Origin of the sequence: Nostoc sp., from assembly GCF_036917455.1 — a bacterium.
GTDB lineage: Bacteria > Cyanobacteriota > Cyanobacteriia > Cyanobacteriales > Nostocaceae > Nostoc.
In genome coordinates this window covers 44,384-68,096 of record NZ_JBALDK010000073.1, presented here as the reverse complement: position 1 = coordinate 68,096, position 23,713 = coordinate 44,384, and the positions used below count along the sequence as shown (strand labels likewise).

General features: G+C 39.3%; 24 protein-coding genes and 1 tRNA gene. 12 read left to right on the top strand and 13 right to left on the bottom strand.

Annotated features, from left to right (window positions below; translation table 11 throughout):
* Nucleotides 1-471: 471 nt before the first annotated feature.
* From V7K42_RS08445 to V7K42_RS08420, 6 genes are all read left to right on the top strand, one after another.
* Nucleotides 472-744, top strand: a complete 273-nt coding sequence (locus tag V7K42_RS08445; RefSeq protein WP_012410874.1) for a hypothetical protein — start codon at nucleotides 472-474, stop codon at nucleotides 742-744.
* Between the two features lie 13 nt (nucleotides 745-757).
* A complete protein-coding gene (locus V7K42_RS08440) occupies nucleotides 758-1,435 on the top strand; it encodes an ABC transporter ATP-binding protein (protein WP_334915245.1) in 678 nt (225 codons plus the stop codon).
* 310 nt (nucleotides 1,436-1,745) lie between these two features.
* Entirely contained in the window at nucleotides 1,746-2,294 is a 549-nt protein-coding gene (locus V7K42_RS08435) for an NYN domain-containing protein (protein ID WP_094332286.1), read from the top strand.
* 148 nt (nucleotides 2,295-2,442) lie between these two features.
* Nucleotides 2,443-2,514: transfer RNA gene (locus V7K42_RS08430), tRNA-Asn, on the top strand.
* A gap of 226 nt (nucleotides 2,515-2,740) precedes the next feature.
* Nucleotides 2,741-2,869, top strand: a complete 129-nt coding sequence (locus V7K42_RS08425; protein WP_334915243.1) for a hypothetical protein — start codon at nucleotides 2,741-2,743, stop codon at nucleotides 2,867-2,869.
* Nucleotides 2,870-2,923: 54 nt separating this feature from the next.
* Nucleotides 2,924-3,370 (top strand): AraC family transcriptional regulator, encoded by a 447-nt coding sequence (locus V7K42_RS08420; RefSeq protein ID WP_334915241.1) that lies wholly within the window; start codon nucleotides 2,924-2,926, stop codon nucleotides 3,368-3,370.
* Nucleotides 3,371-3,420: 50 nt separating this feature from the next.
* Here the strand turns inward: V7K42_RS08420 and V7K42_RS08415 are convergent, their stop codons facing one another.
* The gene (locus V7K42_RS08415; protein ID WP_334915239.1) at nucleotides 3,421-3,549 is read right to left on the bottom strand and encodes a hypothetical protein; all 129 of its coding nucleotides are present in this window, start codon (nucleotides 3,547-3,549) and stop codon (nucleotides 3,421-3,423) included.
* Nucleotides 3,550-4,210: 661 nt separating this feature from the next.
* Between V7K42_RS08415 and V7K42_RS08410 the strand changes: the two genes are divergently transcribed.
* The 3 genes from V7K42_RS08410 (at nucleotide 4,211) to V7K42_RS08400 (ending at nucleotide 7,518) form a co-directional block, all read left to right on the top strand.
* Nucleotides 4,211-5,935: an ABC1 kinase family protein gene (locus V7K42_RS08410; protein ID WP_334915237.1), complete on the top strand. Its 1,725-nt coding sequence runs from the start codon at nucleotides 4,211-4,213 to the stop codon at nucleotides 5,933-5,935.
* Between the two features lie 27 nt (nucleotides 5,936-5,962).
* Complete coding sequence (locus V7K42_RS08405) at nucleotides 5,963-6,331, top strand: hypothetical protein (RefSeq protein ID WP_334915235.1); 369 nt, start codon at nucleotides 5,963-5,965, stop codon at nucleotides 6,329-6,331.
* Between the two features lie 305 nt (nucleotides 6,332-6,636).
* On the top strand, nucleotides 6,637-7,518 hold the full coding sequence (locus V7K42_RS08400) for a hypothetical protein (protein ID WP_334915234.1): 882 nt from the start codon (nucleotides 6,637-6,639) through the stop codon (nucleotides 7,516-7,518).
* Nucleotides 7,519-7,572: 54 nt separating this feature from the next.
* On the opposite strand, the gene V7K42_RS08395 is transcribed toward V7K42_RS08400, so the two are convergent.
* The 9 genes from V7K42_RS08395 to V7K42_RS08355 all read right to left on the bottom strand — a co-directional run bounded on the left by V7K42_RS08395 (nucleotide 7,573) and on the right by V7K42_RS08355 (nucleotide 18,195).
* Nucleotides 7,573-8,601 (bottom strand): Npun_R2821/Npun_R2822 family protein, encoded by a 1,029-nt coding sequence (locus V7K42_RS08395; protein WP_334915232.1) that lies wholly within the window; start codon nucleotides 8,599-8,601, stop codon nucleotides 7,573-7,575.
* A 16-nt stretch (nucleotides 8,602-8,617) separates the two neighbouring features.
* Nucleotides 8,618-9,508 (bottom strand): Npun_R2821/Npun_R2822 family protein, encoded by an 891-nt coding sequence (locus tag V7K42_RS08390; protein WP_334915230.1) that lies wholly within the window; start codon nucleotides 9,506-9,508, stop codon nucleotides 8,618-8,620.
* A 3-nt stretch (nucleotides 9,509-9,511) separates the two neighbouring features.
* Entirely contained in the window at nucleotides 9,512-10,492 is a 981-nt protein-coding gene (locus tag V7K42_RS08385) for an Npun_R2821/Npun_R2822 family protein (RefSeq protein ID WP_334915228.1), read from the bottom strand.
* A gap of 3 nt (nucleotides 10,493-10,495) precedes the next feature.
* Entirely contained in the window at nucleotides 10,496-11,455 is a 960-nt protein-coding gene (locus tag V7K42_RS08380; RefSeq protein ID WP_334915226.1) for a glycosyltransferase family 10 domain-containing protein, read from the bottom strand.
* Nucleotides 11,456-11,497: 42 nt separating this feature from the next.
* Nucleotides 11,498-12,721, bottom strand: a complete 1,224-nt coding sequence (locus tag V7K42_RS08375; protein WP_334915224.1) for a glycosyltransferase family 4 protein — start codon at nucleotides 12,719-12,721, stop codon at nucleotides 11,498-11,500.
* Nucleotides 12,714-14,963, bottom strand: a complete 2,250-nt coding sequence (locus V7K42_RS08370; protein WP_334915222.1) for an ABC transporter ATP-binding protein — start codon at nucleotides 14,961-14,963, stop codon at nucleotides 12,714-12,716. The genes V7K42_RS08375 and V7K42_RS08370 overlap by 8 nt, the downstream gene beginning before the upstream one ends.
* A gap of 231 nt (nucleotides 14,964-15,194) precedes the next feature.
* Nucleotides 15,195-16,358: a glycosyltransferase family 4 protein gene (locus V7K42_RS08365; protein ID WP_334915220.1), complete on the bottom strand. Its 1,164-nt coding sequence runs from the start codon at nucleotides 16,356-16,358 to the stop codon at nucleotides 15,195-15,197.
* Nucleotides 16,359-16,375: 17 nt separating this feature from the next.
* Nucleotides 16,376-17,218 (bottom strand): hypothetical protein, encoded by an 843-nt coding sequence (locus V7K42_RS08360; protein ID WP_334915218.1) that lies wholly within the window; start codon nucleotides 17,216-17,218, stop codon nucleotides 16,376-16,378.
* A gap of 53 nt (nucleotides 17,219-17,271) precedes the next feature.
* Nucleotides 17,272-18,195: an alpha-1,2-fucosyltransferase gene (locus tag V7K42_RS08355; protein WP_334915217.1), complete on the bottom strand. Its 924-nt coding sequence runs from the start codon at nucleotides 18,193-18,195 to the stop codon at nucleotides 17,272-17,274.
* Between the two features lie 488 nt (nucleotides 18,196-18,683).
* Here V7K42_RS08355 and gloB point away from each other — a divergent pair, with 488 nt between their 5' ends.
* From gloB to dnaB, 3 genes are all read left to right on the top strand, one after another.
* Nucleotides 18,684-19,457 carry a hydroxyacylglutathione hydrolase gene (gloB, locus tag V7K42_RS08350; protein WP_334915215.1) on the top strand — a complete coding sequence of 258 codons (774 nt, stop codon included), beginning with the start codon at nucleotides 18,684-18,686 and terminating at the stop codon, nucleotides 19,455-19,457.
* A 260-nt stretch (nucleotides 19,458-19,717) separates the two neighbouring features.
* Nucleotides 19,718-20,176 carry a 50S ribosomal protein L9 gene (gene rplI, locus V7K42_RS08345; RefSeq protein ID WP_322645315.1) on the top strand — a complete coding sequence of 153 codons (459 nt, stop codon included), beginning with the start codon at nucleotides 19,718-19,720 and terminating at the stop codon, nucleotides 20,174-20,176.
* Between the two features lie 113 nt (nucleotides 20,177-20,289).
* Entirely contained in the window at nucleotides 20,290-21,633 is a 1,344-nt protein-coding gene (gene dnaB / locus V7K42_RS08340; RefSeq protein WP_334915212.1) for a replicative DNA helicase, read from the top strand.
* 79 nt (nucleotides 21,634-21,712) lie between these two features.
* On the opposite strand, the gene V7K42_RS08335 is transcribed toward dnaB, so the two are convergent.
* The 3 genes from V7K42_RS08335 to V7K42_RS08325 all read right to left on the bottom strand — a co-directional run bounded on the left by V7K42_RS08335 (nucleotide 21,713) and on the right by V7K42_RS08325 (nucleotide 23,460).
* A complete protein-coding gene (locus tag V7K42_RS08335) occupies nucleotides 21,713-22,234 on the bottom strand; it encodes an FKBP-type peptidyl-prolyl cis-trans isomerase (protein ID WP_334915210.1) in 522 nt (173 codons plus the stop codon).
* A 78-nt stretch (nucleotides 22,235-22,312) separates the two neighbouring features.
* Nucleotides 22,313-22,636, bottom strand: coding sequence for a phasin family protein (locus V7K42_RS08330; protein WP_322645318.1), 324 nt, complete (start codon nucleotides 22,634-22,636; stop codon nucleotides 22,313-22,315).
* 413 nt (nucleotides 22,637-23,049) lie between these two features.
* On the bottom strand, nucleotides 23,050-23,460 hold the full coding sequence (locus V7K42_RS08325; protein ID WP_334915208.1) for a 2TM domain-containing protein: 411 nt from the start codon (nucleotides 23,458-23,460) through the stop codon (nucleotides 23,050-23,052).
* Between the last annotated feature and the right edge of the window lie 253 nt (nucleotides 23,461-23,713).

Here is a 23,713-nt window from a genome sequence, read left to right as displayed (position 1 = left end):
GACCAACCTACGAATACGAAGCGATCGCGCTTGAGCCAGTCGTCTAGAACGTCAAACCACCCTCTACTGGGCGCACGTCCAACTGCGATGGTCATTAGAGCAAATCTCCAAATGTTTATAAGTACAGGTTGTATCTGTATTATAGATGGCTATATAAAAGCCTTCTATAAGCAGAAAGTTAACCGGGTTGTTAACCAAGTTTACAATTTTTTACACACCTTTAATAATATTAAGTGTAAATCGCTAATTTTTCTAGGGGTTTTTTCATAAAAATTAATTTTTGATCCAGATGAGGCTAGATCAAGATGTGGGGCAGGGGAGCAGGGAGCGAAGAGGAAAGAGATAATTTGAATTCTGCTCCCTGCCCTCTCCCCTCAGTTAAGTGCCCCTCTGCCTCTTCCAATGCCCATTTCCCTAGAATCAGTCAGCTGACGCTAAAATGAGTCCACAGTTAAATTTGATTATTGCTAAATGTTTACCATCGATTTAAGCATCAGAAACACTGCTTTCCCTATCTCGGTACAACGTAAGTCAGCTGAGGATGCTGAGGCTGTGTATCAGCTAATTTTGGCAGCCATCCGTTCTGGGAATCCTGACATTGTAGAACTCAAGTGTGAGGGCAAGACAGAGAAAAAAATTGCTGTCCGCGCTAGTGAAATTTCTGGGGTGCAGATTGTTCAGAAAGATGGTACAACCCCTGGTGGTGGTAGACCACCGGGCTTTTTCGCTGTAGCTGCTGAGTAACCAAGGTTGACAAATGGCTCAAGTGGGCATTGAAGTCAAGGATTTAAATTTCAGTTGGCCAAATGGAGAGAAAGTTATCAAATCTTGCTCTTTAGAAGTACCCAAGGGTGAGTTTTGGATGCTCTTGGGTACAAATGGCAGTGGAAAATCAACGTTACTGAGACTGCTGGCCGGGTTATTAGCTGCTGAATCTGGCGAAATTCGGGTTTTGCACCCCGTTGGCTTTGTCTTCCAAAATCCAGATCATCAACTGGTGATGCCAACGGTTGGTGCTGATGTGGCTTTTGGATTGGTGGAAGAAAAGTTGCCACCTGCTGCCACTAGAGCCAGGGTTGAGGAGGCGCTAGGGGCGGTGAATTTGCTTACCCTGCAACGACGACCTATATATGCACTATCGGGGGGACAGAAACAACGAGTGGCGATCGCAGGTGCGATCGCCCGTCGCTGTGAAGTCTTATTATTAGATGAACCTACTGCCTTACTAGATCCAGATAGCCAGTTGGATTTAGTTGCTAGTGTCCGTCGCCTTGTTAAAAGTAGAGGGCTCACAGCCCTGTGGGTAACACATCGATTAGACGAGTTAAATTACTGTGACGGCGCTTTTTTGCTAGAAAAAGGCTCTCTGGTAGATAGAGGTGAAACCCAACGTCTCAAACAACGTCTGATGGAGGTACACAGCGAAGCCTCTTAATTAAGTGCTGAGGGCTATGAGCTAAGTAAAGTAAAAAGTACTTAGGATTTCAAAATCCTAAGTACTTTTTACTTTACAGGTAGTCTTTTAAGTCAGTATTTTCGATTTTCGCCACTACTTAAAAAGAACTGCAACGCGCCTTTTAAACTAACTAAGGCGCGTTTTAAGTTAGTACGTCTATCTTAGGTTTGAGTTTTGTCAAGCTACTGTATTTTTTATCCTATGTAGCATAGTGTTACAGACAATGCATCAATTATTATAAAACTTATGAATGAATTTTGTTAACTCTAGAAAATTGTGATTAAAAATCATGTCCCGTTCCTTACTCCAAGCCGTTTTGTTAGTGGACGGCTACAATATAATAGGCGCTTGGCCTTGCCTTAAAAAAACGCGCGATAGCGTTGGATTGGAGGCTGCACGGGGCGAACTTGTGGAAGCAATGACTGGTTATAGTGCATTTCAAGGTTATGCAACTCAGATAGTTTTTGATGCCCAATATCAGAACACCTCTAGTAATAAAGAAATAATTACTGAGCTTTTATCTGTTTATTACACTGATTTTGGGCAGACCGCAGATACTTATATTGAAAAATCTTGTGCTTCTTTTCGCCACCAAATAGCCCAATCTTTGATTTCTCGTGTGATTGTTGCTACATCAGATCGGGCGCAGCAGTTGATGATACAGGGGTATGGGGCTGAATGGTTGTCGGCACAACAACTCTGTGGGGAAGTTGAAGCTACCGTCTGCCGGATGCGACAGAAGTATCATACGCGTAAACAATCAAAGAGTAGGTTTTTAGCTAATGCTATTGATGCTAAGGCACGGCAGCGTTTGGCTGAATTACGAATGGGATTATAGTAGATATTTGGTATTTAAGAGTCTCTGCTTAAGTTTCTGAATGGATTTTGGCTGCAAAAATTATCTTATATTAAGCATCTTAAAAAAATGTTGGCGAAAGTACTTGCCAAATACTATTTTTAGCCCTAAGATTATAAATCGTGAGTGGTCCTCAGTAGCTCAGTGGTAGAGCGATCGACTGTTAATCGATTGGTCGCTGGTTCGAATCCGGCCTGGGGAGTTTATTAATTTTAAATTTTGGATTATCTTTCAGATATCTATGGTCGCTTAACTCAATTGTGACGTTTCTGAATCATGGATATTTTGGTGCTTGTCCTAAACAAATGTTGGAATTTCAACAAGGTTTGGGTAGATGCAAAGCGGCTTGTCGTTAGACATCGCAGTTAGAACATGAACCTGTACGCTTTTTTGGTAGGGAGTGGGAACCATTACTAGACGATGCGAAAATGGCGATCGCATCTCGGATGAAGGGCGATCGGCCTACAAGTGTCAATATAGTTGGTGACAATTTGCGATCGCTGATGGATAGCAACGCCTTGATGCTAGTGGTGGCTTCTCGTAAACAAAGAATGTAACGCCGCGTTCGACGGCGGCCTGAAGAAGTACGGTCATTTCCTGTATGTCTTTAGGTGGGCATTCATAGTGTCTCTATCCCTGCCTTTTGTGCGATCGCTCAGGGTAGCAAAGAAGTTCTTCTAGGCAGCGATCGCTATCAGTACGACCCAATTCCGAATTTCTCACCACATCTTAGCTTGAGCAGGGGAGCAGGGGAGCAGAGGAGCAGAGGAGAGTTCAAATCACCAAGTTCTTTCCCCTCTGCCCCTCCTTCTCCTCAAGCTTGTGAGAAATGCGGGCCAATGCATTATCTGCTTGCTACGGTCGAACTGCCGATTGTCAGCCAAATTCTGGAAGCATCCAAGGAGCAGCCCTACCTTAGCCTTCGCCTCGATCTCGATCCCATCCTTTTACTTTGCCGGATAATTCATGGGGAAACTGCCACACCGCAAGATAAAGGTGTTGTCCGCAAACTAGCGCGAAAAGAAATTTTGACTATAGAAGGCAATGCTTTGGGGTAAAATAACTGTCATTATTCAAGACGGAGAATCATTTCATTGCAGCAAAAAAGTTAAACAATACTGGCAACGTTGGCAACAACAAGGTTTGTATATTTATTTTTTTCTGCTACTATACCCGCCTCAAATGAACCGTATTGAAGATGAGTAACTGCACCGGAAACGTCATCGCCTTTATTCACAGATTTTTTACGATGAGTATGAACTGGCGTAGGCGTAGCCCGCCGCAGGTATCGCCCTGATTCATGCTATTGAAAATCGTCCAAACAATGGTAATTACTCTATTGAACGTTTTAAATTTAATCATAATCTAGCTACTTATACACTCTTTAACAAAAAGTTGATTTTTATTTAGCAGTTATTTTTGACACATGTAATATTGTATTTTTCACTTAATTAAGTGGGTATAAATAAACATAATATCAAGATTCACGACTTCTATGGAAAGTTCTAAATCCTTATCCTGAGCGTTTTCTGTTTAATTTAAGTTTATCTACTTACTACAATATGTAGCTGATAAGAAACATAGTTACTGAGTTGTCATCTGGTACTCAAATTTGTATATACAGGTAAATATTTATATTTATAAAAAATAAGGTTAAGAAAAGATAAATCATCAAAAAGATGGATAATTAGTTGTAGTTTTATAAAGTATGATTAAGAAAAAGATAAACAAATCTAGGCAGTAACAAATGCTAAAACTATCTTGAACAGTATCCCAAAAAGGCAGGGTTCGAGTTGTTTTAGATAAAAAACTACTGCTACCTTTTACCTGCAACTAACTTGTGGGTTGAGTAGAGAAACAACAATTGTAAATTTTTCAGTTGAAGGGCAAATAAAGGCGTGGGTCAGTATCAACCTACTCAGTTAAAACTCTATAATCCAGATGCGATCGCTCGCTATTATAGTTACCGTCCCTGGCTAGCATGGGGGCGAGTGCTGAGAATTATCTCCTCTTTTGCAGGATTTATATTTAGTCTCAAGTGGGACGAATGGCTAGACAAAGTTGAGCAAAACAAGGGTAAACGAGCTGTCCAGTTGCGAGAACTGCTCACCAGCCTCGGCCCGACTTTTATTAAAGTTGGTCAAGCCCTCTCCACCAGACCTGACTTAATCCGTAAGGATTTTCTAGAAGAACTGATCAAGTTACAGGATCAGCTACCACCTTTCGATAATGCGATCGCTTACCAGATTATCGAAACCGAGCTAGACCGTCCAATTCATGAAAGTTTTAGCGAACTGTCACCTCATCCAGTAGCTGCTGCTAGCTTGGGTCAAGTATACCGTGGTCGTCTGCTCAGTGGCGAAGAAGTGGCAGTGAAGGTGCAACGCCCCAACTTACGCCCAATTCTCACCCGCGACCTCTACTTATTGCGCTGGGGGGCGAGTTGGGTAGCTCCTTGGTTGCCTCTCAATCTCGGTCACGACCTAACTTTAATCGTGGATGAGTTTGGCACGAAGCTATTTGAAGAAATTGACTATATAAATGAAGGCCGTAACGCCGAACACTTTGCTAGCAACTTCCGCAATGACCCACAAGTTAAAGTTCCAGAAATTTACTGGCGTTATACCAATACCCACGTTTTAACCCTGGAATGGATTAACGGCTTCAAGCTAACAGATACTCAAAGCATCCGCCAAGCAGGTTTAGATCCAGAAGCGATTATCCAAATTGGTGTTACTTCAGGATTGCAACAACTCCTGGAACACGGCTTCTTTCATGCTGACCCCCATCCGGGTAATTTATTTGCTGTAACCGATGGTCGAATGGCTTATATTGACTTCGGCATGATGGATCAGTTGGAGGAAAACACCAAAGAAACACTGGTGGATGCGCTAGTACATTTGGTGAATAAAGACTATACCGACTTAGCCGAAGACTTTGTAAAATTAGGATTTTTGACTCCAGACACGAATATTTGCCCGATAGTGCCAGCCTTAGAGGCGGTGTTAGGAAACGCCATTGGCAAAAACGTCAAAGATTTTAACTTCAAAACGATTACCGATGAGTTTTCGGAATTGATGTACGAATATCCTTTCCGAGTTCCGGCGAAGTTTGCTTTGATTATTCGTTCCTTGGTGACTCAAGAAGGTATTGCCCTGAGCCTCAACCCAGATTTCAAAATTGTGGAAGTGGGTTATCCCTACATAGCACGGCGGTTACTGACAGGGGAATCGCCAGAATTACGGCGGCGATTATTGAATGTGTTATTCAAAGATGGTAAATTTCAGTGGCAACGGTTAGAGAATTTAATTGCGATCGCTCGCAGTGATAACAACTTTGACGTATTGCCCACAGCCCAGATGGGTTTCCAATATCTAATGTCCGAAGAAGGCAAGTTTCTGCGGCGACAGCTGGTACTGGCTCTCACCGAAGATGACCGCCTCCACACCGAAGATGTCCAACGCCTGTGGAACCTGGTAAAAGATGACTTAAAACCGGATCGTTTATTAAATGTAGCGATCGGCATTTTAACAAATTTATCTAGAGAAAGTGCAGCCGCTATTCTCCCAAAATCTGCATTCCTTGAGCCTTTTACTGGAAACCAATCAGTAATTAAAAACTAAAAAAATTTAATATAATCAGGAGTTTTAATGTACTATTTTCCTCTACAACCGCCTTATTTCCTCTTACTTGTTGGCTTTTTGACAGCATTAACATCTGGTTTAGCATTATCTGGTACTTTAAAAGTAATTGTGCAGAACTGGCCAAGCGAACGAGGAGAAAATACTAAGTCACGTTCCTCACTGAAACAATTACTTGTCCCATTTATCGGCATAACCGGTGGTACTTGTCTATTTCTCTCTTCCGGTTTAGAGATATTTGGCTTTCCCTCCACCTTGGCTTTAGGAGTTGGTCTACCAATTAGCTTGTTTACTTGTTTGCTAGTTTGGTTGCAACTAGGAAGTATGATGACCTTTATAGAACGTGAAGGTATGCAATCTTTAGATTTAGATGTTTAGATTCTTTTTCTTAGATAGTAGAACGCTTCACCAACATATAAATTACTGTAAATTCTCACCGCCAGCAATGATATCTACGAAAAATGAGATCGTTAGCTAGTGGTGAATACTTGTTTTTTACTTTACTTTACTTCAACTTCATAAATTAAAGATTTAATTGCGTTAAAATTACGTATAAATACTGAAAATTATATCAGCAGTATATCTACTCATTTAAGTAGAAACTATGATTCAAAGTATACTCAACTTTGTTTAAAATTTTGACCTTGCAGATTTTTATTTAATTAGAAGGAGCGTAAAAAGCTATGAATCAAGACAAAAAAGAATTTTGTTTTTGTACTTTAGCCTGTGGTAAGAACTATCGCGATCTTGCATTGTTATTAGCAAAAGATATCAAAAAATATTCACCTAATAGTTCTTTTATTGTTTTAACTGACTCTCCTAGCGACTTTAGCCAACAGTCTAACGTTTTAGCATTTCAGCATAAACAACAAAGTGTGAAGTTTTACCATGACAAAAGATTTGCAATAGCCAAGGGTTTATCTCTGTTTAATTCATGCATATTCATTGATGCAGATATGCGAATATTGGCACCAGTTCCACAATATCCGCAATGGATTTCAAGACCAGGAATAACGGCAAGAGGTTGTGAAAACATGCCTAAAAAGTATGCTAAAGTTCTAGCTGGTAATCCTGATGCCAAACTTTTGAAGGAGTTTCAAGTAGCTAAAAAGGCCGCTTCAAAGTTAAATCTAGAACTAGAAAATGAAAATATTAACTTTGTCTACGAATATTTATTTGCAGTTACAAAAGACTCTGGAAAGGAAATAGAATTTCTTAAACAGTGGGAAATTATCGCATCTTATTGTGAGTTAAACGGACTCTATGACTCCGAAGGAAATGCAATAGGTTTAGCCTCTGCTAAAGCTGGTTTACCTGTAAGATGGAGTGCAATGGAGGGTATCTCTTTCTTTAAGAATAGAGTTGAATTCGTCAGAATAAAAAAGGGAGAGTCGAAAATGGAGGACATGGCAATATATTTTGAGCAACAAGCAAAGCTAGAATACCCCGAACGCTTTATGGGAAAAAGAATTATACTTAAAATCAATAAAACTCTTAAGTATTTATATAATTTACTGCGTTTAAGAATTATAACTTTGAAAGACTTTAATTTTTATTACCGATAATTGAGCAATAAATTAATTACAAATTCAAAAAACTTTAAGTCTTGCCTTCCTTAATTATTTAGTAATTCTATTCTTAAAATTACGATAGTTAAGCCTAATATTGCTGACTTTTTGATTTAAAAAAATTGTAGTAGTCTTTTGTAGACGGATTAATGGACTCTGACGCTTAAAGCTTTTAGGTCTTTGTTCTGGTGACTTTAAATATCTATAATGCAAAAACACATCTCGATATGGGATATTAACATCTTCACCAGTGCAAAGCCTCGCGAAATCTGAAGAAGATACACTCATATAATGAATGTAAGTCAGGGGTTTTCCTTGGTCGTAAAGAACATTATCTACAACATCAAATTTAGAACTCCAGTGGTTCCCAGTCGCTGAAGTATGAGCAGCGTAATTATAGTAAGAGATCCCACTTCGTAAAACTAAATAGTTGAGAACTGTTTGATCGGAATCTGCCCACGCCAGTGCATCAGCTTCACCTGCTTGTAACTTTTCTAGTAAGTTTGCTAGCATTACATCATCAAACACACCCTTTTTAGAAGCAAACCAACCAGAACAAAAAACGTTCTTACTAATATTTTTGAGAGAAAAAACTTTTTCTAGCTTATCTTCTGTCCAGTTAAAAATATAATCCAAATCCGACTTATATTGAAAGTCATTCGCGAGCCAATCATATTCATCCAACTTTTGATAAACATCATCCAGTGGTTTCATTAACAACGTATCTCCGTCAAAGAAGATAAACTTGTTAAAAGGGCCATCCAGACAGCAAAGTTTTCGATGTCTTTCTACCCGATAATTCTCTGGTAAGCCATATTCTTGCCACAGTTTTAACGCTCTTGGATGAGCTTTCCAAATCCGAGAACCAAAATCTTCCCAGCGAGCAATGGAAGCATAATCTTCAAATAAGGTGACATTATCTCTAGCTGCAACCTCTGCTTTTACCTTGTCTAACCGCTCATTATATGGAATTACACAAACAGGAATTGGTCTACCAGCATTAGCTTCTATGCTATTAAGTAAAGCAACTAGTTGGTCATAGACAACATCATTCGCTAGGATGTAAATGCCATCAATCATTGGGATACTCCTAATATTAAGTGCGGGCAGCAACAAAGGGAAATAAACGGCGAGTCAGTTTGGGGATGAAAGCGAATTTGCCTTCATGGAGATAGCGATAGTGTTCCCACAATTGCCAATAGGGACTACCAGTTTTCATTTGCGTACCAGCCCAATGAAGATATTTTAATCGTTGTCCTCGGTCATAAAGGGCGTAATCTTGCTGCTGGAAATTTTGCGAACCAGCCCAACTACCAGGCCCACCCCCAGGAATTTTAACGAGATTTCCCCGTTTAGAAATTAGTTTGAGAACAAGATAATTTAAAATTGGTTGGTCTGTAACTCCTTCAGAAAAATCGAAATATTCACGATGCGCCGCACACTCTCGTAAAGCTTCATCCATTTGTTGTTCGGTAATAACTCCTTTTCTGGAAGCCCAAAAGCCACTGTTAAAAACGTCTTGAAGTTGGGCATCGGAAAAAATTTGCTGCTCTGTTACAAATGAGGAAAAAATATTTCGCAACTTGTCATTGGCATGATGGTAATCACAACAGAAGAAATCGACTTCTGAAAGTTTGTCTAAATTGTCGGCGATTTTTTCAAAAACGACAATATCTGTATCAATATAGATAAACTCATCTAAAGGGCCAAACCACGCCACAAGTTTACGCATCTTATTGGGTAAGGCGAGGAAATCTCTATCAAAAATTTCTCCGATGCGTTTAGTAAATTTATCAATAAGTTCTAAATCTGGAAAAATTTGCACGTTGTGTAAGGTAGCAACCTGCTCTGCTACCTTGTGATAATTTTCATTAAATGGTATGAGATAAATAGTTACTTCTGGGTCATAGTAACGAATGCTATTGAGTAAAGCGATCGCATTATCGATAACGCGGTCATTAGCAACAATATAAATTCCCCTGCTCATAAATTATCCTTGGTTGATTAACTTAAATTTTCGCAAAGCCCTGGTAAGTAAATTTGGTACTGGAGCGTCATTATAATTCTTAGGAGGATTTGTAAAGACTGGAGACTTCTTTGGTTCATGTAAGTAACGATAATAGAGAAATAAATCTCGATAGGGAAACTCAATATTTTCTCCAGCACAGACTGCTTGATTTATATGAGGAGGAATACCAATGTAATGAAGGTAAGTTAATCGATTGCCTTTGTCATAAAGAAGGTGTTCTCGTTCCTCGAAGTGCTTAGACGTAGCAGAACATCCGGTTTTTTGATTATCTGGCAGTTGGCGAGCAAAGTTATAAATAGAAAGATTAGACCTCATTACCATGTAGTTAATCAATGGTTGTTCGCCAGCACCGCCATACAATATTTCCGCCTCACCATTTTGTAAATAGGATATCAGTAAATCTCTTTGTTCTGAGTTAAATATTCCCCGTTTTGCGCCATAGAAGCCTGAACAAAATATTTCGGAATCTATGCGCTTTTGCTCGAAAGTTTCTTGTAATTTAGGAGAATTAACATTGTATATTTTACTAACGTCTTTAAATTGGAAATCGTAGACAACAAAATCATAAGTATCTAGCTTTTCAAACACTGTTGCTAGTGAGTTCATCACTAAGGTGTCTGCATCTAAATAGATAAATTTATCGAATGGCCCATCAAAAGCGCAAAAACGACGGTGAGCGCCATACAAACGTGATTTACTAGGATTCAATCGTTCTGGCGCTGCTGAGAGCATAAATTGATCCCAACGGTTGATCGATTCCTGATTATCGTAAATAAATACATTAGGGCGTTTAGCTATTTCATCAGCAATTCGCTGTGTCCGATCGTCAAAAGGATAGATACAAACAGGAGTTTCTGAGCCTAAAATAACATCAATACTGTTGAGCAAAGCCACCAGTTGATCGAAAACATAATCATTGCCAAGGGTACAAATACCATTCATAATTTATGAGTGTTGATCGACAAAGTTTGATAACCAGTTAAGCAAGTTTAATTTATGTAAAATGATTTGACGTGCTTCTGCGATCGCATCTTTGGCAGCATACCAAGCATCAGGTGTAGCTGTAACCTCTTTGATGTAGGCAATACCTTTTTCATCTAAACTAGGCAGCCGCAAAAAACTACCTGGTGGCAATAATTTATCAGCAGCCGGGCCACCATAGTAAATTGGTAAACACCACGCAAGTAAACTATCCCAAAGTTTCTCGCTCACATACCAATTATTATCAGCATAATTTTCAATTGCCAAATTGTAATAGTATGGAGCCATGCCATACCATTTGTTACCTAGTTCTCCTGACTTCTTAGCCGATTCTGGTAAGTTGCGCCCATATAAATCAAATTTAATGCCACTAGATTGTAGTGACTGCAAAAAGTCTAAACGCTGGCGATGCTTGGCTGTGCGGTTAATACCTGAAGTAATCCAACTACACGGAGCAACCTTTTGAGGCGGTGGCATTTCATTTAAATCTTGAAATGAATTTGAGTGATACCAAATAGCAGGCATATAGTCAGGAGTAGGAGCAAAATCATCGGGGCCAGAAATGTAGCCGCAATACTTCTGGGCTTGTTGATAATTATGATTAGTTATTTCGACAATTTCATCTAAAGGCGGTTCTCTTAACAAATAAATAATTCGCTCTTTGTTGACACCACGCAGGAGAGAATCAACATTTACTACTGATTTCTGGCGCTGTTTGCGAAAACTATCTAACCAAGATTTTTGTGGCGCTGCTTGGGGAAAATCAAATTGATACATCAGTAGAAAATCTGGCTTGGTTGCTAGTGCTTGCATTTGCATATTGCCCCAAACTCCAAATTGATGCGGGGTTTGTTGCCATAGCCAATCGGCTCTAGTTTCTAAACCTCGATAGCTGCTAATCATACCTACAGTTTTGATAGTCATTTTAGTTATTAGTCATTTGTCATTTGTCTTCTACATTCTTTTTTATGCGATAAATAGAGGAAGCAGAGATTCATCAACATAACTAAGGATTTTTGCCGCTCGATTTTCCCAAGAAAACTGCTTGACAAACTCGATACTATCTGGATAACCCTCTACTTTTCTGGGATGAGTTTCTAAAACCCGCTTTAGATTTTCGGCAAATTTGCTGGAATTATCTGGCTCACACCAAGCAGTAATAGACTGAGTATTTTGAAACTCAACTAATGATGGAATTTCCGTCGCTACAATGGGAGTTCCAGAAGCGAAGTAGTCAAATAGCTTTAAGGGAGACGTGAAAGTTGCCGCTTTTCCCGAACAATGAGGGTGAGCTAAAACATCAGCTGCTTGTAGCAAAGATGCTAACTCATTATGCAAGATATAGCCCAAAAATTTAATATTATGAACCTGTTTTTCTTTTACTAATTGCTGATAGTATTCAACTTCTGCTGGCTTACCACCTGCACAGGCAAATTGCACATTAGGCATTTGATTAGCCACATCAATTAGTACATCAATCCCTTTAAATTGCTGCAAAGCTCCCGCATAAACTACCAAATATTGGCTTTCGTCTCGCAACAATTTTTTCCGCCATTCTGCCGCTTTTTCTGGTTGTCTTTCCATAAATAAGCGGTTAAAACCATTGTGTAGCTTAATGACTTTTTCTGGCGGCATCCCATTTTCAATCATGCTTTCGCGGATGGTGTCTACAACTGTAACAGCAATTTGCAAAAGTGGATTTGTAACAATTTCTGGCTCAAAAGGTTTCTCTTCATGGTGGTGGTGTTCATAAATTGCCGGAATGCCATTTTTGATGGCAGCTTTGATAAAATTCCAGTTGCGACTGTGGACAAGTTTAGTAGTTGGAAGTATATGAAATGGTAAATAATACTTGCTGGCAATGGTATTAGAGTCAGTAAATTTGCTCCTAAAATGGTCAATCGGCCAAGGCATTGGTAAGGGAGCAACTTTTAATTTGTCATGGAGATTGTAATATTGAACAAGTTCTACTGGTGTTTTTATCGGTTGAAAAGGACGTAATAAATTAACTGAATTACTAGCTTTTGCTGCTTTGTCATGGTATACCAAAACTGTTGAGTATCCCAAATTCGCGGCGGCATTAGCTGCATTTGTAGACTGTACTAGGTGAGCCTCTGGCTGAGGTAATTCTTCACCAATAAAAAAAATATAGTGCTGTTTTAAAGGAGGCTTTTTCATAACTTTAGACATTAATACTATTCTCAAATTTTCCTAAGTCATCGAGCAGATAGATAGCCGACTCATAACTTTCAGTAATTAAACCATTTTGTTCTTCTGTGGTGTATGTCAAGTTATCAGCTAGAGAGCGGAGAGAGCTAAGGATAAGATTGAGAGAAGTCCGAAACTCAACGGAAATTTGATTAAAAATTTGATAATGCTTACTGATAATATTTTGATTTTGGTCAGAGATTGACAGCATTTGCCCACTGATTTGCAAATTAATAACATCCTCAAAAACATCAATGGTGTTGAGAATTCTCAAAGCTGATTTATAAGAGTCTTCTATTAATTCGTGCCGTTCTTGGGAATCGTCTACTAAATCATCAAGTAATAAGCGGAGAAATCCAATCATCGAGTTCATCTGCGTCCGAATTTCGTGAGAAATGCGGAGCAAACTTTGATTGTGTTTAGTAACAGTTTCAGGACGTTCTGCAAATTGCATTGAGTACAAGCGTGAGTAGTAAGCACCTTTTTGTAAAAGTTCGTCATGGGTTCCTACTTCTACTACCTGTCCTTGATCTAATACGGCTATTTGATTGGCTTTTTGGACCGTGGAAAGGCGGTGAGCAATGACTAAAGTGGTGCGATCGCGGCTAAGATCATCAAGTGCAGCTTGTACTAAGCGTTCGGAAACAGTATCTAAAGCGCTAGTGGCTTCATCTAAAATCAGAATTTCGGGATTTTGGAGGAGGGCGCGGGCGATCGCTAATCTTTGCCTTTGTCCACCAGATAACATCACGCCGCGATCGCCAATTAGGGTATCAAATCCTTGAGGCAATTTGCTGATAAACTCATAAGCATTTGCCCGCTTGGCTGCTGTCAGAATTTCATCCTCACTAGCCTCTGCACGCCCATAGGCGATGTTATTTTGCACCGAGTCATTAAAAAGAAAGGTATCTTGACTGACAATGCCCATCCGCTTTCGCACGGTTATAAGATCGAACTCCCGCAAATCGGTGCCGTCAATGGTAATATTGCCAGCGATCGGATCGTAAAATCTGGGCAAAAGGTCTGCCAAAGTGGATTTACCAGCACCAGATCCTCCTACCAATGCTAAGGTTGTACCGCGCGGTAAATATAAATTTACGTCTTTGAGTACCAACTTTTCATGACCAGGGTAGGCAAAGCAAAGAGAATTAAAAGACACTCCCTCTTCTAATTTTGTGTAGGGAAGTTTACCCTTCTCCATGAAAGGTTTATCGTGGAGGCTTAAAAATTCATTTGTCACATCTACACTAGCGGCGGTACTGGCAAAGTTGCTGCGAATAGTATTTAACTGAGAAATTAATGGCAGCACTCGTAGCAGCACTAATAAATATGTCAGCAGTACGGTAGAAAGAGAAGAAACTTGGTCAGCAAAGAAGGTTTTGCTCAAAAGTACAATCAGCAGTAAAGCTGTAATACCCATTACCTCACTCAGAGGTGTAATCACTTCCGAATTAACCTGAGACTGAAAATCTGCTAACTCGCGATCGCGAATTAATTTTTTAATCCGTTGATATTCTTTTTGTTCATTTCCAGTCGCCTTTACCAGTCGGATTCCGTTCAAAGTTTCCAGTACAGAGACTGAGTATGCTCTAGACATCTCACTAAGCTGTTTGCCAAAAGTTCTCGATCGAGAAATGGCATACTGATTTACTAACGTCACCAAGGACAGCAAAAGCGTAGCGACAATTGTTAACTGCCAAGAAATTGACAGCAATAAAGCGACAAAAACTAAAACTGTGATTACCAGAATAACTATCTTGACCGTACTACCTATAGCACTTGCAGCCCTGCCAATTTCTCCACCAAGACGGTTGATTAAATCACCAACCTTTGTCTTTGCATAATAATCTAGATCAATTTCTAATAATAGCCTTAAGCCAGTTTCGCGCATATCAGATGTCAGCTTTCGGGTTAAAGAACTCGATGCTAATGTGCTGGCATAAGTAGCTAAATTCTTTAAAAGAATTGTGAATATAATTGCCCCAGACATTACTCCTATTCGGTAAGCTTCTGGAGTATTATCAAAGGGAGATATCAACCTTTTTAAGATGGGAGGGGCGGTACTTAAATCTACTTCTTGCCCCACAATTTTTAAAACCACTGGCACAATTAAAGCTGTGCTGATCCCATTAAATAAAGCTCCAGAAAATCCTAACAATATTGTCAGCAGAATCAAACCTGGATAGGGTTTAGCGAATCTTAGTAGTAGTTTTCTGGTAGACATTGGATATTTTTATGCCAATTTCACTTATTAATATTATTCACCAATTAATTGCTAAAATAGCTAATTCTCAAATAAATCAAACTAAATAATCTTCATCTCTCAACTCCGTAAAAGCACAGCTACACCTATAACACCAGTTTCTATAAATTTTTCCAGATAAAATACCAGAGATGCTTTGGCACAAAGAGGAAATGAAAATCCCTTTTTAAATGCATCACAACCTATAAATATTCACAACCGAGCAATTACTGACTTAAGCACAGAAGCCATAGCCTCTATGCTATAGTGTTCCACACATCTTTCTCTTGCCTTAATACCTTTCTGATTTGCTGACTCTAAATTCTCAAAAATCAATTGAATTTTTTCAGTAATCTGTTCAGGACAAGCAGGCTCGACTAAATAACCAGTATCGCCTAAAATTTTGGGAATATCTCCAACACGTGTTGATAATACAGGTTTAGCCATTGCCATTCCATCTGTCAACTTCAGGGGAAATTGAGCGCGAGTTTCTGGGGTATCTCGCTGGGGAACGACTACAATGTGAGCAGCTGCTACCAGATCGGGCATAACATCAGCTGGATACTTTGGTAATTTGATAATCCAGCGTCCCCACTTTTCTTGAAGTTGTCGATCGTAATCATCATAAGGACTGCCACCGACAATCACTAGTCTTAAGTCTGGTTGATTAATTTTATCGAGTGCTATGAGAACATCTTCTAGACCTTTATAGGGTCTTGGCGCACCAGGAAACATTAAAATACGATATTCAGATAAACCATAACGATTTCTGCTGGACTCAGCATCATATCCAGAGGGATCGAATAAAGTAGTATCTTTACCATTGGGGACAAATGTACCGCCAAAACGCTGCTGCAAAAAGTTAGTATGCACTGTCACAGCATCAGCATGATTTACCAAACCTTCCATCCATTTCACGTACAAAGGATGATAAGGATTTCTGAGTGCGCCGTTTGATTTCAACAAGTCTCTGGCTAATTGTTTGGGTGTAAGGCTATAATGCCAGTCGTCGCCACCATACCAACTGAGTTCCCAATCATCTATGTCTAAAATTAACGGGTTGCGGCTAAAGATTTTTTTTAATAAGGCAACTCCAAAACTTGCTATTTGTGGTTTTATTGCATAAATTATATCTCCATTAATTTTTGGTAAAATTTTTTGAATTTCTCCAAAAAAATCTGGAAAATTTTTGCCTGGCAAATTATAAACGTTTAATTCTGACGGTAAATTTCGATATAAGTTATTTCCAAATAAAAAACCGATAATTTCAACTTCATATTCTAAATTTCTCAGGGCTGTTGCTATCAAGTATGCACGCAAAATAGCTGCACTTGATAAATCAGAAACCAACAGCGATATCTTGGAAAAATTTTTCACTATTTTTATACTTGTTTTTATTTAATTCGCCAAGGATTTGTCACTTGATTCGGTAAAAATACTTTAGCGAATCTGTCGAAAAGCCTTGTATACAATGAACGACTAATATCTTTAGCATACTGAGGTCGATAAGGATAAGTACAGTGAAGAACTTTAATTTTATCCTGAATATCATAAGCATCCTGCCACTTACTGAGATAATTATAGGTAGGTGGTAAGATTTTCATGTAAGGACGTACAGATGCGATCGCAGAAGCAAAAGCTCCTTGATCTTTTAGGAGTAATTTATCTTGGTTATTTTTGACAATCTCAAAATACTGTTTAAATTCTTCAAACAATATCTTGGTTACTTCTGTTTTCCGAAAAGCCATAAAACCGCCATTATATTGCACACTATCTGCTTGTAATGGTAATCCTACTGATTGCAGAATTGGCAAAACATTTGGCAAAAGGTCTTCTTGTTTACCACGTAATAAATTTGTGGCTTTTAAAATAGAAGGTTGAACATCTTCAGTTAGCAAAAAGTCATATTCATCTAAATAGTCAAAGACATCATTGATATCCGAAAGTAAACAAATATCTGAATCTAGGTAAATCGTTTTATCAAACTCAGAAGCTGCATATAGAGCTAGTTTTGCTTGCCGCGATGCTAAAACAGTATTTTCATTCGCAGGTGCTGGCTTTAAAATTACATTTTTGAATGCCTTGAGCAAAGGATAAAGAATTATTGGTACTTGGTCAATTAAAATAATAATCGGCTCTTGATGAAATTTTCTAACTGCCGCTAAAAAATGAATACAATCTTGAAAAGAGTAGAGTCCGGTTAAGATTGTAATAAAACCTCTAGTTTCTGTCTTCATAAATAAAACAATTTAAATAATTATTACTTTTGTTCCTAGTATACCGAGCTAATTTAATGTGTCCATTCCCAAACACTTTTACTCCAGTCCTCGTTAGGGTAAAAAACTCCTTGCCATTCATAAAAGTGAACAAAATCTTCGATTTTTAAGGTTTTATTTACATCCCTAATCATATAGAGAGGCCGCTTACCATAAAATGATGCCCACATGCTATAACTACTAGGCGGGCCAATAATATAATCACATTCTGCTAAAGAATACATATCCTCAATTATATGATTGTTGCCATAAACATAAGATAAATGTTGTAAATGATCTTCCTTTTGCTTCTGATTTGAGCAAATCAAAAATGTCACTTTTTTGTTAGGAAATAGTGCTTTAGCTGATTCCATAACCTTTAAATAATCTTCAAATGAATAAAAATATTTGCCGTTTTGATGTTCTTGGTAATCCCCCTGACGGATATGGACTCCAACGATCGCATCAGTCTCACTACGTATCTGTGATATTAGATTTGCTACATTAAGCTGATACTTCTTTAAAGGTTGAAAGTAAGCACGAATTTTTTCTCCATGTTTTTGGAGATTTGATAGATCGTCTACAAACCATCCATCACGAAACATCCATCCTTGAAAAAAGTTTAGAGAGCCTGGTTTCAACTCTTTTGTAATAATTGAATTACTCCAATTAAAAGGCTGATTACGCTTAATATTAATTGTCTGAAAGCGGCCGCTTTCAGCTAAAAAGCGATTAAAATTGTAGTAAGATTTGCGTAGTAATTTGTTTCCTGAAATTGAAACTACTGGAGGAGGATAGCAAGATAAAAAGTCTTGAGAAGTTGACAAAAAATAATCAGCATACTCTTCAAAAGCTGGGTTTATAACTGTGAGATTATTTTCAATTGCAAATGCTATAAAATTAGCAAATGACAATAATCTGTTTCCTAGCTGTCCAGATTTTGCAGAAATAACTAACATACATAAAGCCTGGAAAAATTAAAATTAATGATATTGGGTAAAGCTTTCAAAATTCAAAATTATCCACATAAAATTAATTTTAATCAATTAAATTAGATATATCCAAAAAATAAATTTTTTTGTATCCCCTTAGCAGAAAATTACAAAATGAATATAACTTTGTCTTTGCGGTTATTACCAGAGAAAATTCACTGAGAAATTGCGATTTATTTTGGTTATTTTAAGTGTATTTACCAGAATAATATATTTGTATATATTATAATTACTAGTAAATTACAGTTATATTGAATAAAGTATAAATACTGGATGTGGTTTGTGCAAGTTGCCTTGTTACTGAATACCAAACATCTGTTTTAAGTAGGTTGCCGTGAATATTTATCATCAGGATTAGGCAGGAGGCACGAGGGAAGAGGGTTTTAGTCTAATTTAATTTTGTTAACATAGTTTGGTTTTTCCCAGTCGTTTTACTAATAATAGAGGCAGAGATAATGCAGGTAATCCGTCTGGAAGCACTCTCAGACAACTATATATTCTTGTTGCATGACGAGAAACAAAATATCGCGGCTGTTGTCGATCCAGCCGAGTCTCAACCAGTATTAAAGAAACTAGCAGAATTAAAAGCTGAGTTGGTAGCAATTTTCAATACCCACCACCATAACGATCATGTGGGTGGTAATAAACAATTAATCGAACAATTCCCCCAACTGATAGTTTATGGAGGAGCGGAGGATCGTGGGAGAATTCCTGGACAGCAAGTATTTTTGCGACAAGGCGATCGCGTCCAGTTTGCAGACCGCATAGCTGAAGTTATCTTCGTTCCTGGACATACCCGCGCTCATATCGCTTACTACTTTCCCCCCGAAAAAGCTAGTGAGACAGGCGATTTATTTTGTGGCGATACCCTATTTTCTGGCGGTTGCGGTCGCTTGTTTGAAGGAACACCGACCCAAATGGTAGACTCTTTAAGCAAACTGCGCTCTCTACCGGATAATACATGCATTTGGTGTGCCCACGAATACACCTTGAACAATCTGCAATTTGCTCTAACTGTAGATGGTGACAACGCGGACTTACAAAGACGCTTCAATGAAGTAAAAGCTTACCGTAGTCGAGGAGAAGCTACCATCCCCTCGCTTCTGGGAGTGGAGAAGCGCACCAATCCATTTTTACGTTGGGATCAGTCATCATTACAATTAACTGTTAAGAGTAGCGATGGGGTGCAAACCTTCGCGCGGATACGGGAAATGAAAAATAACTTTTAGGAATTGGGAATTGGAAATTGGGAATTGGAAATTGGGCATAGTTATTCTCCTTGTCCCCCTGCTCCCCTGCTCCCCTGCTCCCCTGCTCCCTGCCCCATTCCCCATTGCTTCAATTTTTTAGTGGGAATAGTTGCGATCGCACCCTTCCTTTCGCTACGATCTGTAAGCTTTAGGGTGTAGGCAAAGAAGCTTGGAATACAGCAGTGACATTGTGAGCTATCAAGCCTTACCCAAATTAATCAGATTTTACAGGAAAAACGATGGCGAAACGCGTACAGTTGGTTTTAAATCAGGATATCAGCAAGCTGGGGAAATCTGGCGACTTAGTGGAAGTCGCTCCTGGCTACGCTCGTAATTATCTGATTCCCCAGAAATTGGCAACTAATGCCACTCCTGGTATTCTCAAGCAAGTAGAACGCCGTCGTGAGCAAGAGCGTCAGCGGCAATTAGAACTCAGACAACAAGCTCTTGAGCAAAAAGAATCTCTTGAAAAAGTTGGTAGCTTGACAATTGCCAAGCAAGTTGGTGAAAACGAAGCAATTTTCGGTACTATCACCACCCAAGATGTTGCAGATGCAATTAAGGCAGCCACCAGTCAAGAAGTGGATCGGCGTGGAATTACCATCCCTGATATTAACCACCTTGGTACTTATCAAGCCGAAATCAAGCTGCATTCTGATGTAGTAGCACAAATCGATATTCAAGTCGTCGCTAGTTAACTCAGAAGGGGGACGCAAAGATGAGGGGGATGAGGGAGTGAATAATATTCCTAACTCCTCTACAGACGCGATTAATCGCGTCTCTAGCAAAATCGTCAAAACTAAAATCGTTTATGGCTGAAGAACTGAATTTTAAAGGCGATGGTAGCGATCGCCTCCCCCCACAAAATATTGAGGCGGAAGAAGCGATTTTGGGGGGTATTTTGCTAGATCCAGAAGCGATTAGTCGAGTTAGCGATCGCCTCCTTCCTGAAGCTTTTTACATTAGCGCTCACAAAGATATTTATCAAGCAGCTGTGAGGCTCCACACCCAAGGTAAACCCACAGATTTGCTCTCAGTCACAAGTTGGCTGACCGACCATGAAATACTTGCTCGCATAGGTGGCAGAAATAAATTAGCAACTCTGGTAGACCGCACAGTGTCAGCTGTGAACATCGATGCCTTAGCAGGGTTGGTAATGGACAAATACCTGCGGCGACAGTTAATTAAAGCTGGCAATGAAATTGTACATCTTGGTTACGAGACAGAAACGGAATTACCAACTGTTTTAGATCAAGCAGAACAGAAAGTATTCGGTGTGACTCAAGAGCGTCCCCAATCGGGTTTAGTTCATATTTCTGATACTCTAATTAATAATTTCCAGGATATTGAAGATAGAAATCAAGGTATCGCTTTACCTGGAATTCCCTGCGGATTTTACGATTTAGATGCCATGACCAGTGGCTTTCAGCGTTCTGATTTGATTATTGTCGCTGGTCGGCCATCAATGGGGAAAACAGCATTTTGCTTAAACCTTGCTCATAACATTGCCGCTTCTTATAAATTACCAGTTGCTGTTTTCAGTTTAGAAATGTCTAAAGAGCAACTGACGCAACGACTATTAGCTAGCGAAGCGCAAATTGAAAGTAGTTATCTGCGAACTGGTCGCCTCAGCCAAACACAGTGGGAACCTCTAAGCCGTGCTATTGGTATTCTCTCCGAGATGCCGATTTATATTGACGACACGCCGAATATTACAGTTACACAAATGCGTAGTCAGGCAAGAAGACTACAAGCTGAAGTTGGAACTGAATTAGGATTAATTGTAATAGATTACTTACAATTGATGGAAGGAGCAGGCGATAATCGCGTACAAGAATTATCAAAAATTACCCGTCAACTTAAAGGTTTAGCGCGTGAATTATCTGTACCAATTATTGCTTTATCTCAGTTGAGTCGCGGGGTGGAAGCGCGTACTAATAAGCGTCCCATGTTATCTGATTTGAGAGAAAGCGGAAGTATTGAACAGGACGCGGATTTAGTAATAATGTTATACCGCGATGAATACTACTCTCCCGATACACCCGATCGCGGCATTGCAGAAGTAATCATAGCTAAACACCGCAACGGGCCTACAGGAACTGCGAAACTTTTATTTAATCCACAGTTTACAAAGTTTCAAAATTTAAAAATTTAGCCTTTGAATTGGGAATGGGAATTGGGAATTGGGAAAAGAGATAATTTTAATTCTGCCCCATGCCCAATGCCCTAGTTTATTACTTAACTCCGAGCAATTCCACATCAAACAGCAGAGTGGCGTTAGGTGGAATCACGCCACCAGCACCACGCGCGCCATAGCCTAACTCAGAGGGGATGATTAACTTACGACGGCCGCCTACTTTCATGGTGCTAAGTCCTTCATCCCAACCTTTGATTACCTGTCCAACGCCAATTTTAAAGCTGAAGGGTTGGCCGCGATCGCGTGAACTATCAAACTTAGTACCATCTTCTAAGGTGCCAACATAGTGAACTTCAACCGTTTGTCCTGGTTGAGGAGTTGCCCCAGTCCCTTCTTTTAACTCAACATACTTTAATCCAGAGGGAGTGGTTACGGCATTAGCATCAGACATAGCATTACTCGCAATTAAGATATTGTTTTCAGTTACAGTTGTGGCCTCTGGCGGCGTTTGGGTTAACTGAGCAGCAATGGCAGTATTCTGTTTACTGCTTACTTGCCCTACAACCAAAAGCACAACACACACCAGCATGAACGCCACGCTGAGGAAAATTGGTTTCAAAATCAGTTCTCCTTACTTAGGTATCCTGGCAAAAAGATTACCAATAGGACACAATTAGTTTAAATCACAAAGGACATCTTAACGCCAAAGCTTATTTTCTAAATCGCGTAATTGACGCTCTAAACGGTCAATTCTACCGCGCAGTTCGTCCACTTCCGACTGGCGAGCTACCCCCAAATCTTGCATCATATTTCGCATTTGTCGTTGCATTTGGACATCGAAGTTTCCTTGCTCTGACTTTAACTGCTGGGCAAGATCGTCTATAACTGCCTTGGCTTGCTCAGGATTGAGCTTACCGTCTTTAACTAAGTCATCACTAACTTGGCGCAGTTTGTCTGCTACTAAAGACGTTGTACCAAGACCCACCATCATTAACTGTTGCAACCAGTTGCTGTTGTCCATATTCCTTTCCTCTTACTTATTTCAAACCAGCCGACTCTTGCTCCTGAGTGTAGGCAATCAAGCTATGCTAAAAGCCTAGTTCTTCTAGCCTACATCTCTATTTTGGCAAATTAGCAAACACAGAGATTACAGGGTGTGATTGTAGAACTACTCAAGTTTCAGGATGCCCCAGATTTAGAAGCAGGGAGCAGGGGGAAGGGGGAAGGACAGTCGTAGTGAAGTCTAGAAATGGGATAATTTATTTTTTGGAGTTCCCTAAAGAGGTTGGCAATAGCCGGAACCCTGATTTTTTATTAGGGGAATTCATGAATTGCCCCTAGTTGAACAGCTTGTGAAGGGTATTTTAACTTCTGCCACAGTGACTCGTGAAGCGATCGCCACAAAAAATTATGGCAATTTAACTTGACTTTTTGTTAAATTTGTGAACGCCATTTCTGAAAGGCTATTTCGTAATCTTCTGATTTACTCTGATAAACACCCCACCAATGAAAAAATAGTCCTAACCCCCATCCTAATACTGGGAAAATAGCCCAAAAATAACTAGGACTAGTGATGAAATTCAAGATAATAAGGAATAAATTCACCGCTAGGAATGAAACAAAATGCGTCCAAAAGCCTCTGCGTCGGAAAGTATTAAATGTGTGTAGCGAACGTTCCTCTTCTTGTTCAGCGAACCACTTTTTTTCAGTTGTTTCTAAAATATCAGAAGAAATACCTAACTCCGATGCCATTTCTAGAAGCTGTTCTCGTGAAAATTTACCTTCTTGTTTGCGAGTTAGTGCTATTTCAAGGATTTTTTGTACATCTTCTGAATCGTAAGTCATTTTAATTACCTTATAAGTTTGTGTGTAAATGCGCTTTTTATTTCACGAAGTTTTTAAGAGACTCCGTTCAATTCAGTTAGCGATCGCCTCCACATTTTGCACCCAATACCTAGTGATATTCACAACCTTATTATTTTCTCATAACTAATTTAGGGCTACTGTATTTGTCAATACCTCTATATTGATTTTATAAAGTTGAATGCTAGTACTATCAGAAACAACCACAAAAGATGCCGGAAGCTGTACCCACAAA

Excerpts from the sequence above, each read along its gene's own strand:
- V7K42_RS08395 (WP_334915232.1), bottom strand. The coding sequence starts at position 8,601 with ATGATTGATGGCATTTACATCCTAGCGAATGATGTTGTCTATGACCAA.
- V7K42_RS08360 (WP_334915218.1), bottom strand. The coding sequence starts at position 17,218 with ATGAAGACAGAAACTAGAGGTTTTATTACAATCTTAACCGGACTCTAC.
- V7K42_RS08385 (WP_334915228.1), bottom strand. The coding sequence starts at position 10,492 with ATGAATGGTATTTGTACCCTTGGCAATGATTATGTTTTCGATCAACTG.
- V7K42_RS08370 (WP_334915222.1), bottom strand. The coding sequence starts at position 14,963 with ATGTCTACCAGAAAACTACTACTAAGATTCGCTAAACCCTATCCAGGT.
- V7K42_RS08435 (WP_094332286.1), top strand. The coding sequence starts at position 1,746 with ATGTCCCGTTCCTTACTCCAAGCCGTTTTGTTAGTGGACGGCTACAAT.
- V7K42_RS08375 (WP_334915224.1), bottom strand. The coding sequence starts at position 12,721 with ATGTCTAAAGTTATGAAAAAGCCTCCTTTAAAACAGCACTATATTTTT.
- V7K42_RS08445 (WP_012410874.1), top strand. The coding sequence starts at position 472 with ATGTTTACCATCGATTTAAGCATCAGAAACACTGCTTTCCCTATCTCG.
- V7K42_RS08400 (WP_334915234.1), top strand. The coding sequence starts at position 6,637 with ATGAATCAAGACAAAAAAGAATTTTGTTTTTGTACTTTAGCCTGTGGT.
- V7K42_RS08440 (WP_334915245.1), top strand. The coding sequence starts at position 758 with ATGGCTCAAGTGGGCATTGAAGTCAAGGATTTAAATTTCAGTTGGCCA.
- dnaB (WP_334915212.1), top strand. The coding sequence starts at position 20,290 with ATGGCTGAAGAACTGAATTTTAAAGGCGATGGTAGCGATCGCCTCCCC.
- V7K42_RS08330 (WP_322645318.1), bottom strand. The coding sequence starts at position 22,636 with ATGGACAACAGCAACTGGTTGCAACAGTTAATGATGGTGGGTCTTGGT.
- V7K42_RS08390 (WP_334915230.1), bottom strand. The coding sequence starts at position 9,508 with ATGAGCAGGGGAATTTATATTGTTGCTAATGACCGCGTTATCGATAAT.
- V7K42_RS08355 (WP_334915217.1), bottom strand. The coding sequence starts at position 18,195 with ATGTTAGTTATTTCTGCAAAATCTGGACAGCTAGGAAACAGATTATTG.
- gloB (WP_334915215.1), top strand. The coding sequence starts at position 18,684 with ATGCAGGTAATCCGTCTGGAAGCACTCTCAGACAACTATATATTCTTG.
- V7K42_RS08425 (WP_334915243.1), top strand. The coding sequence starts at position 2,741 with ATGGCGATCGCATCTCGGATGAAGGGCGATCGGCCTACAAGTGTCAAT.
- V7K42_RS08405 (WP_334915235.1), top strand. The coding sequence starts at position 5,963 with ATGTACTATTTTCCTCTACAACCGCCTTATTTCCTCTTACTTGTTGGC.
- V7K42_RS08325 (WP_334915208.1), bottom strand. The coding sequence starts at position 23,460 with ATGACTTACGATTCAGAAGATGTACAAAAAATCCTTGAAATAGCACTA.
- V7K42_RS08380 (WP_334915226.1), bottom strand. The coding sequence starts at position 11,455 with ATGACTATCAAAACTGTAGGTATGATTAGCAGCTATCGAGGTTTAGAA.
- rplI (WP_322645315.1), top strand. The coding sequence starts at position 19,718 with ATGGCGAAACGCGTACAGTTGGTTTTAAATCAGGATATCAGCAAGCTG.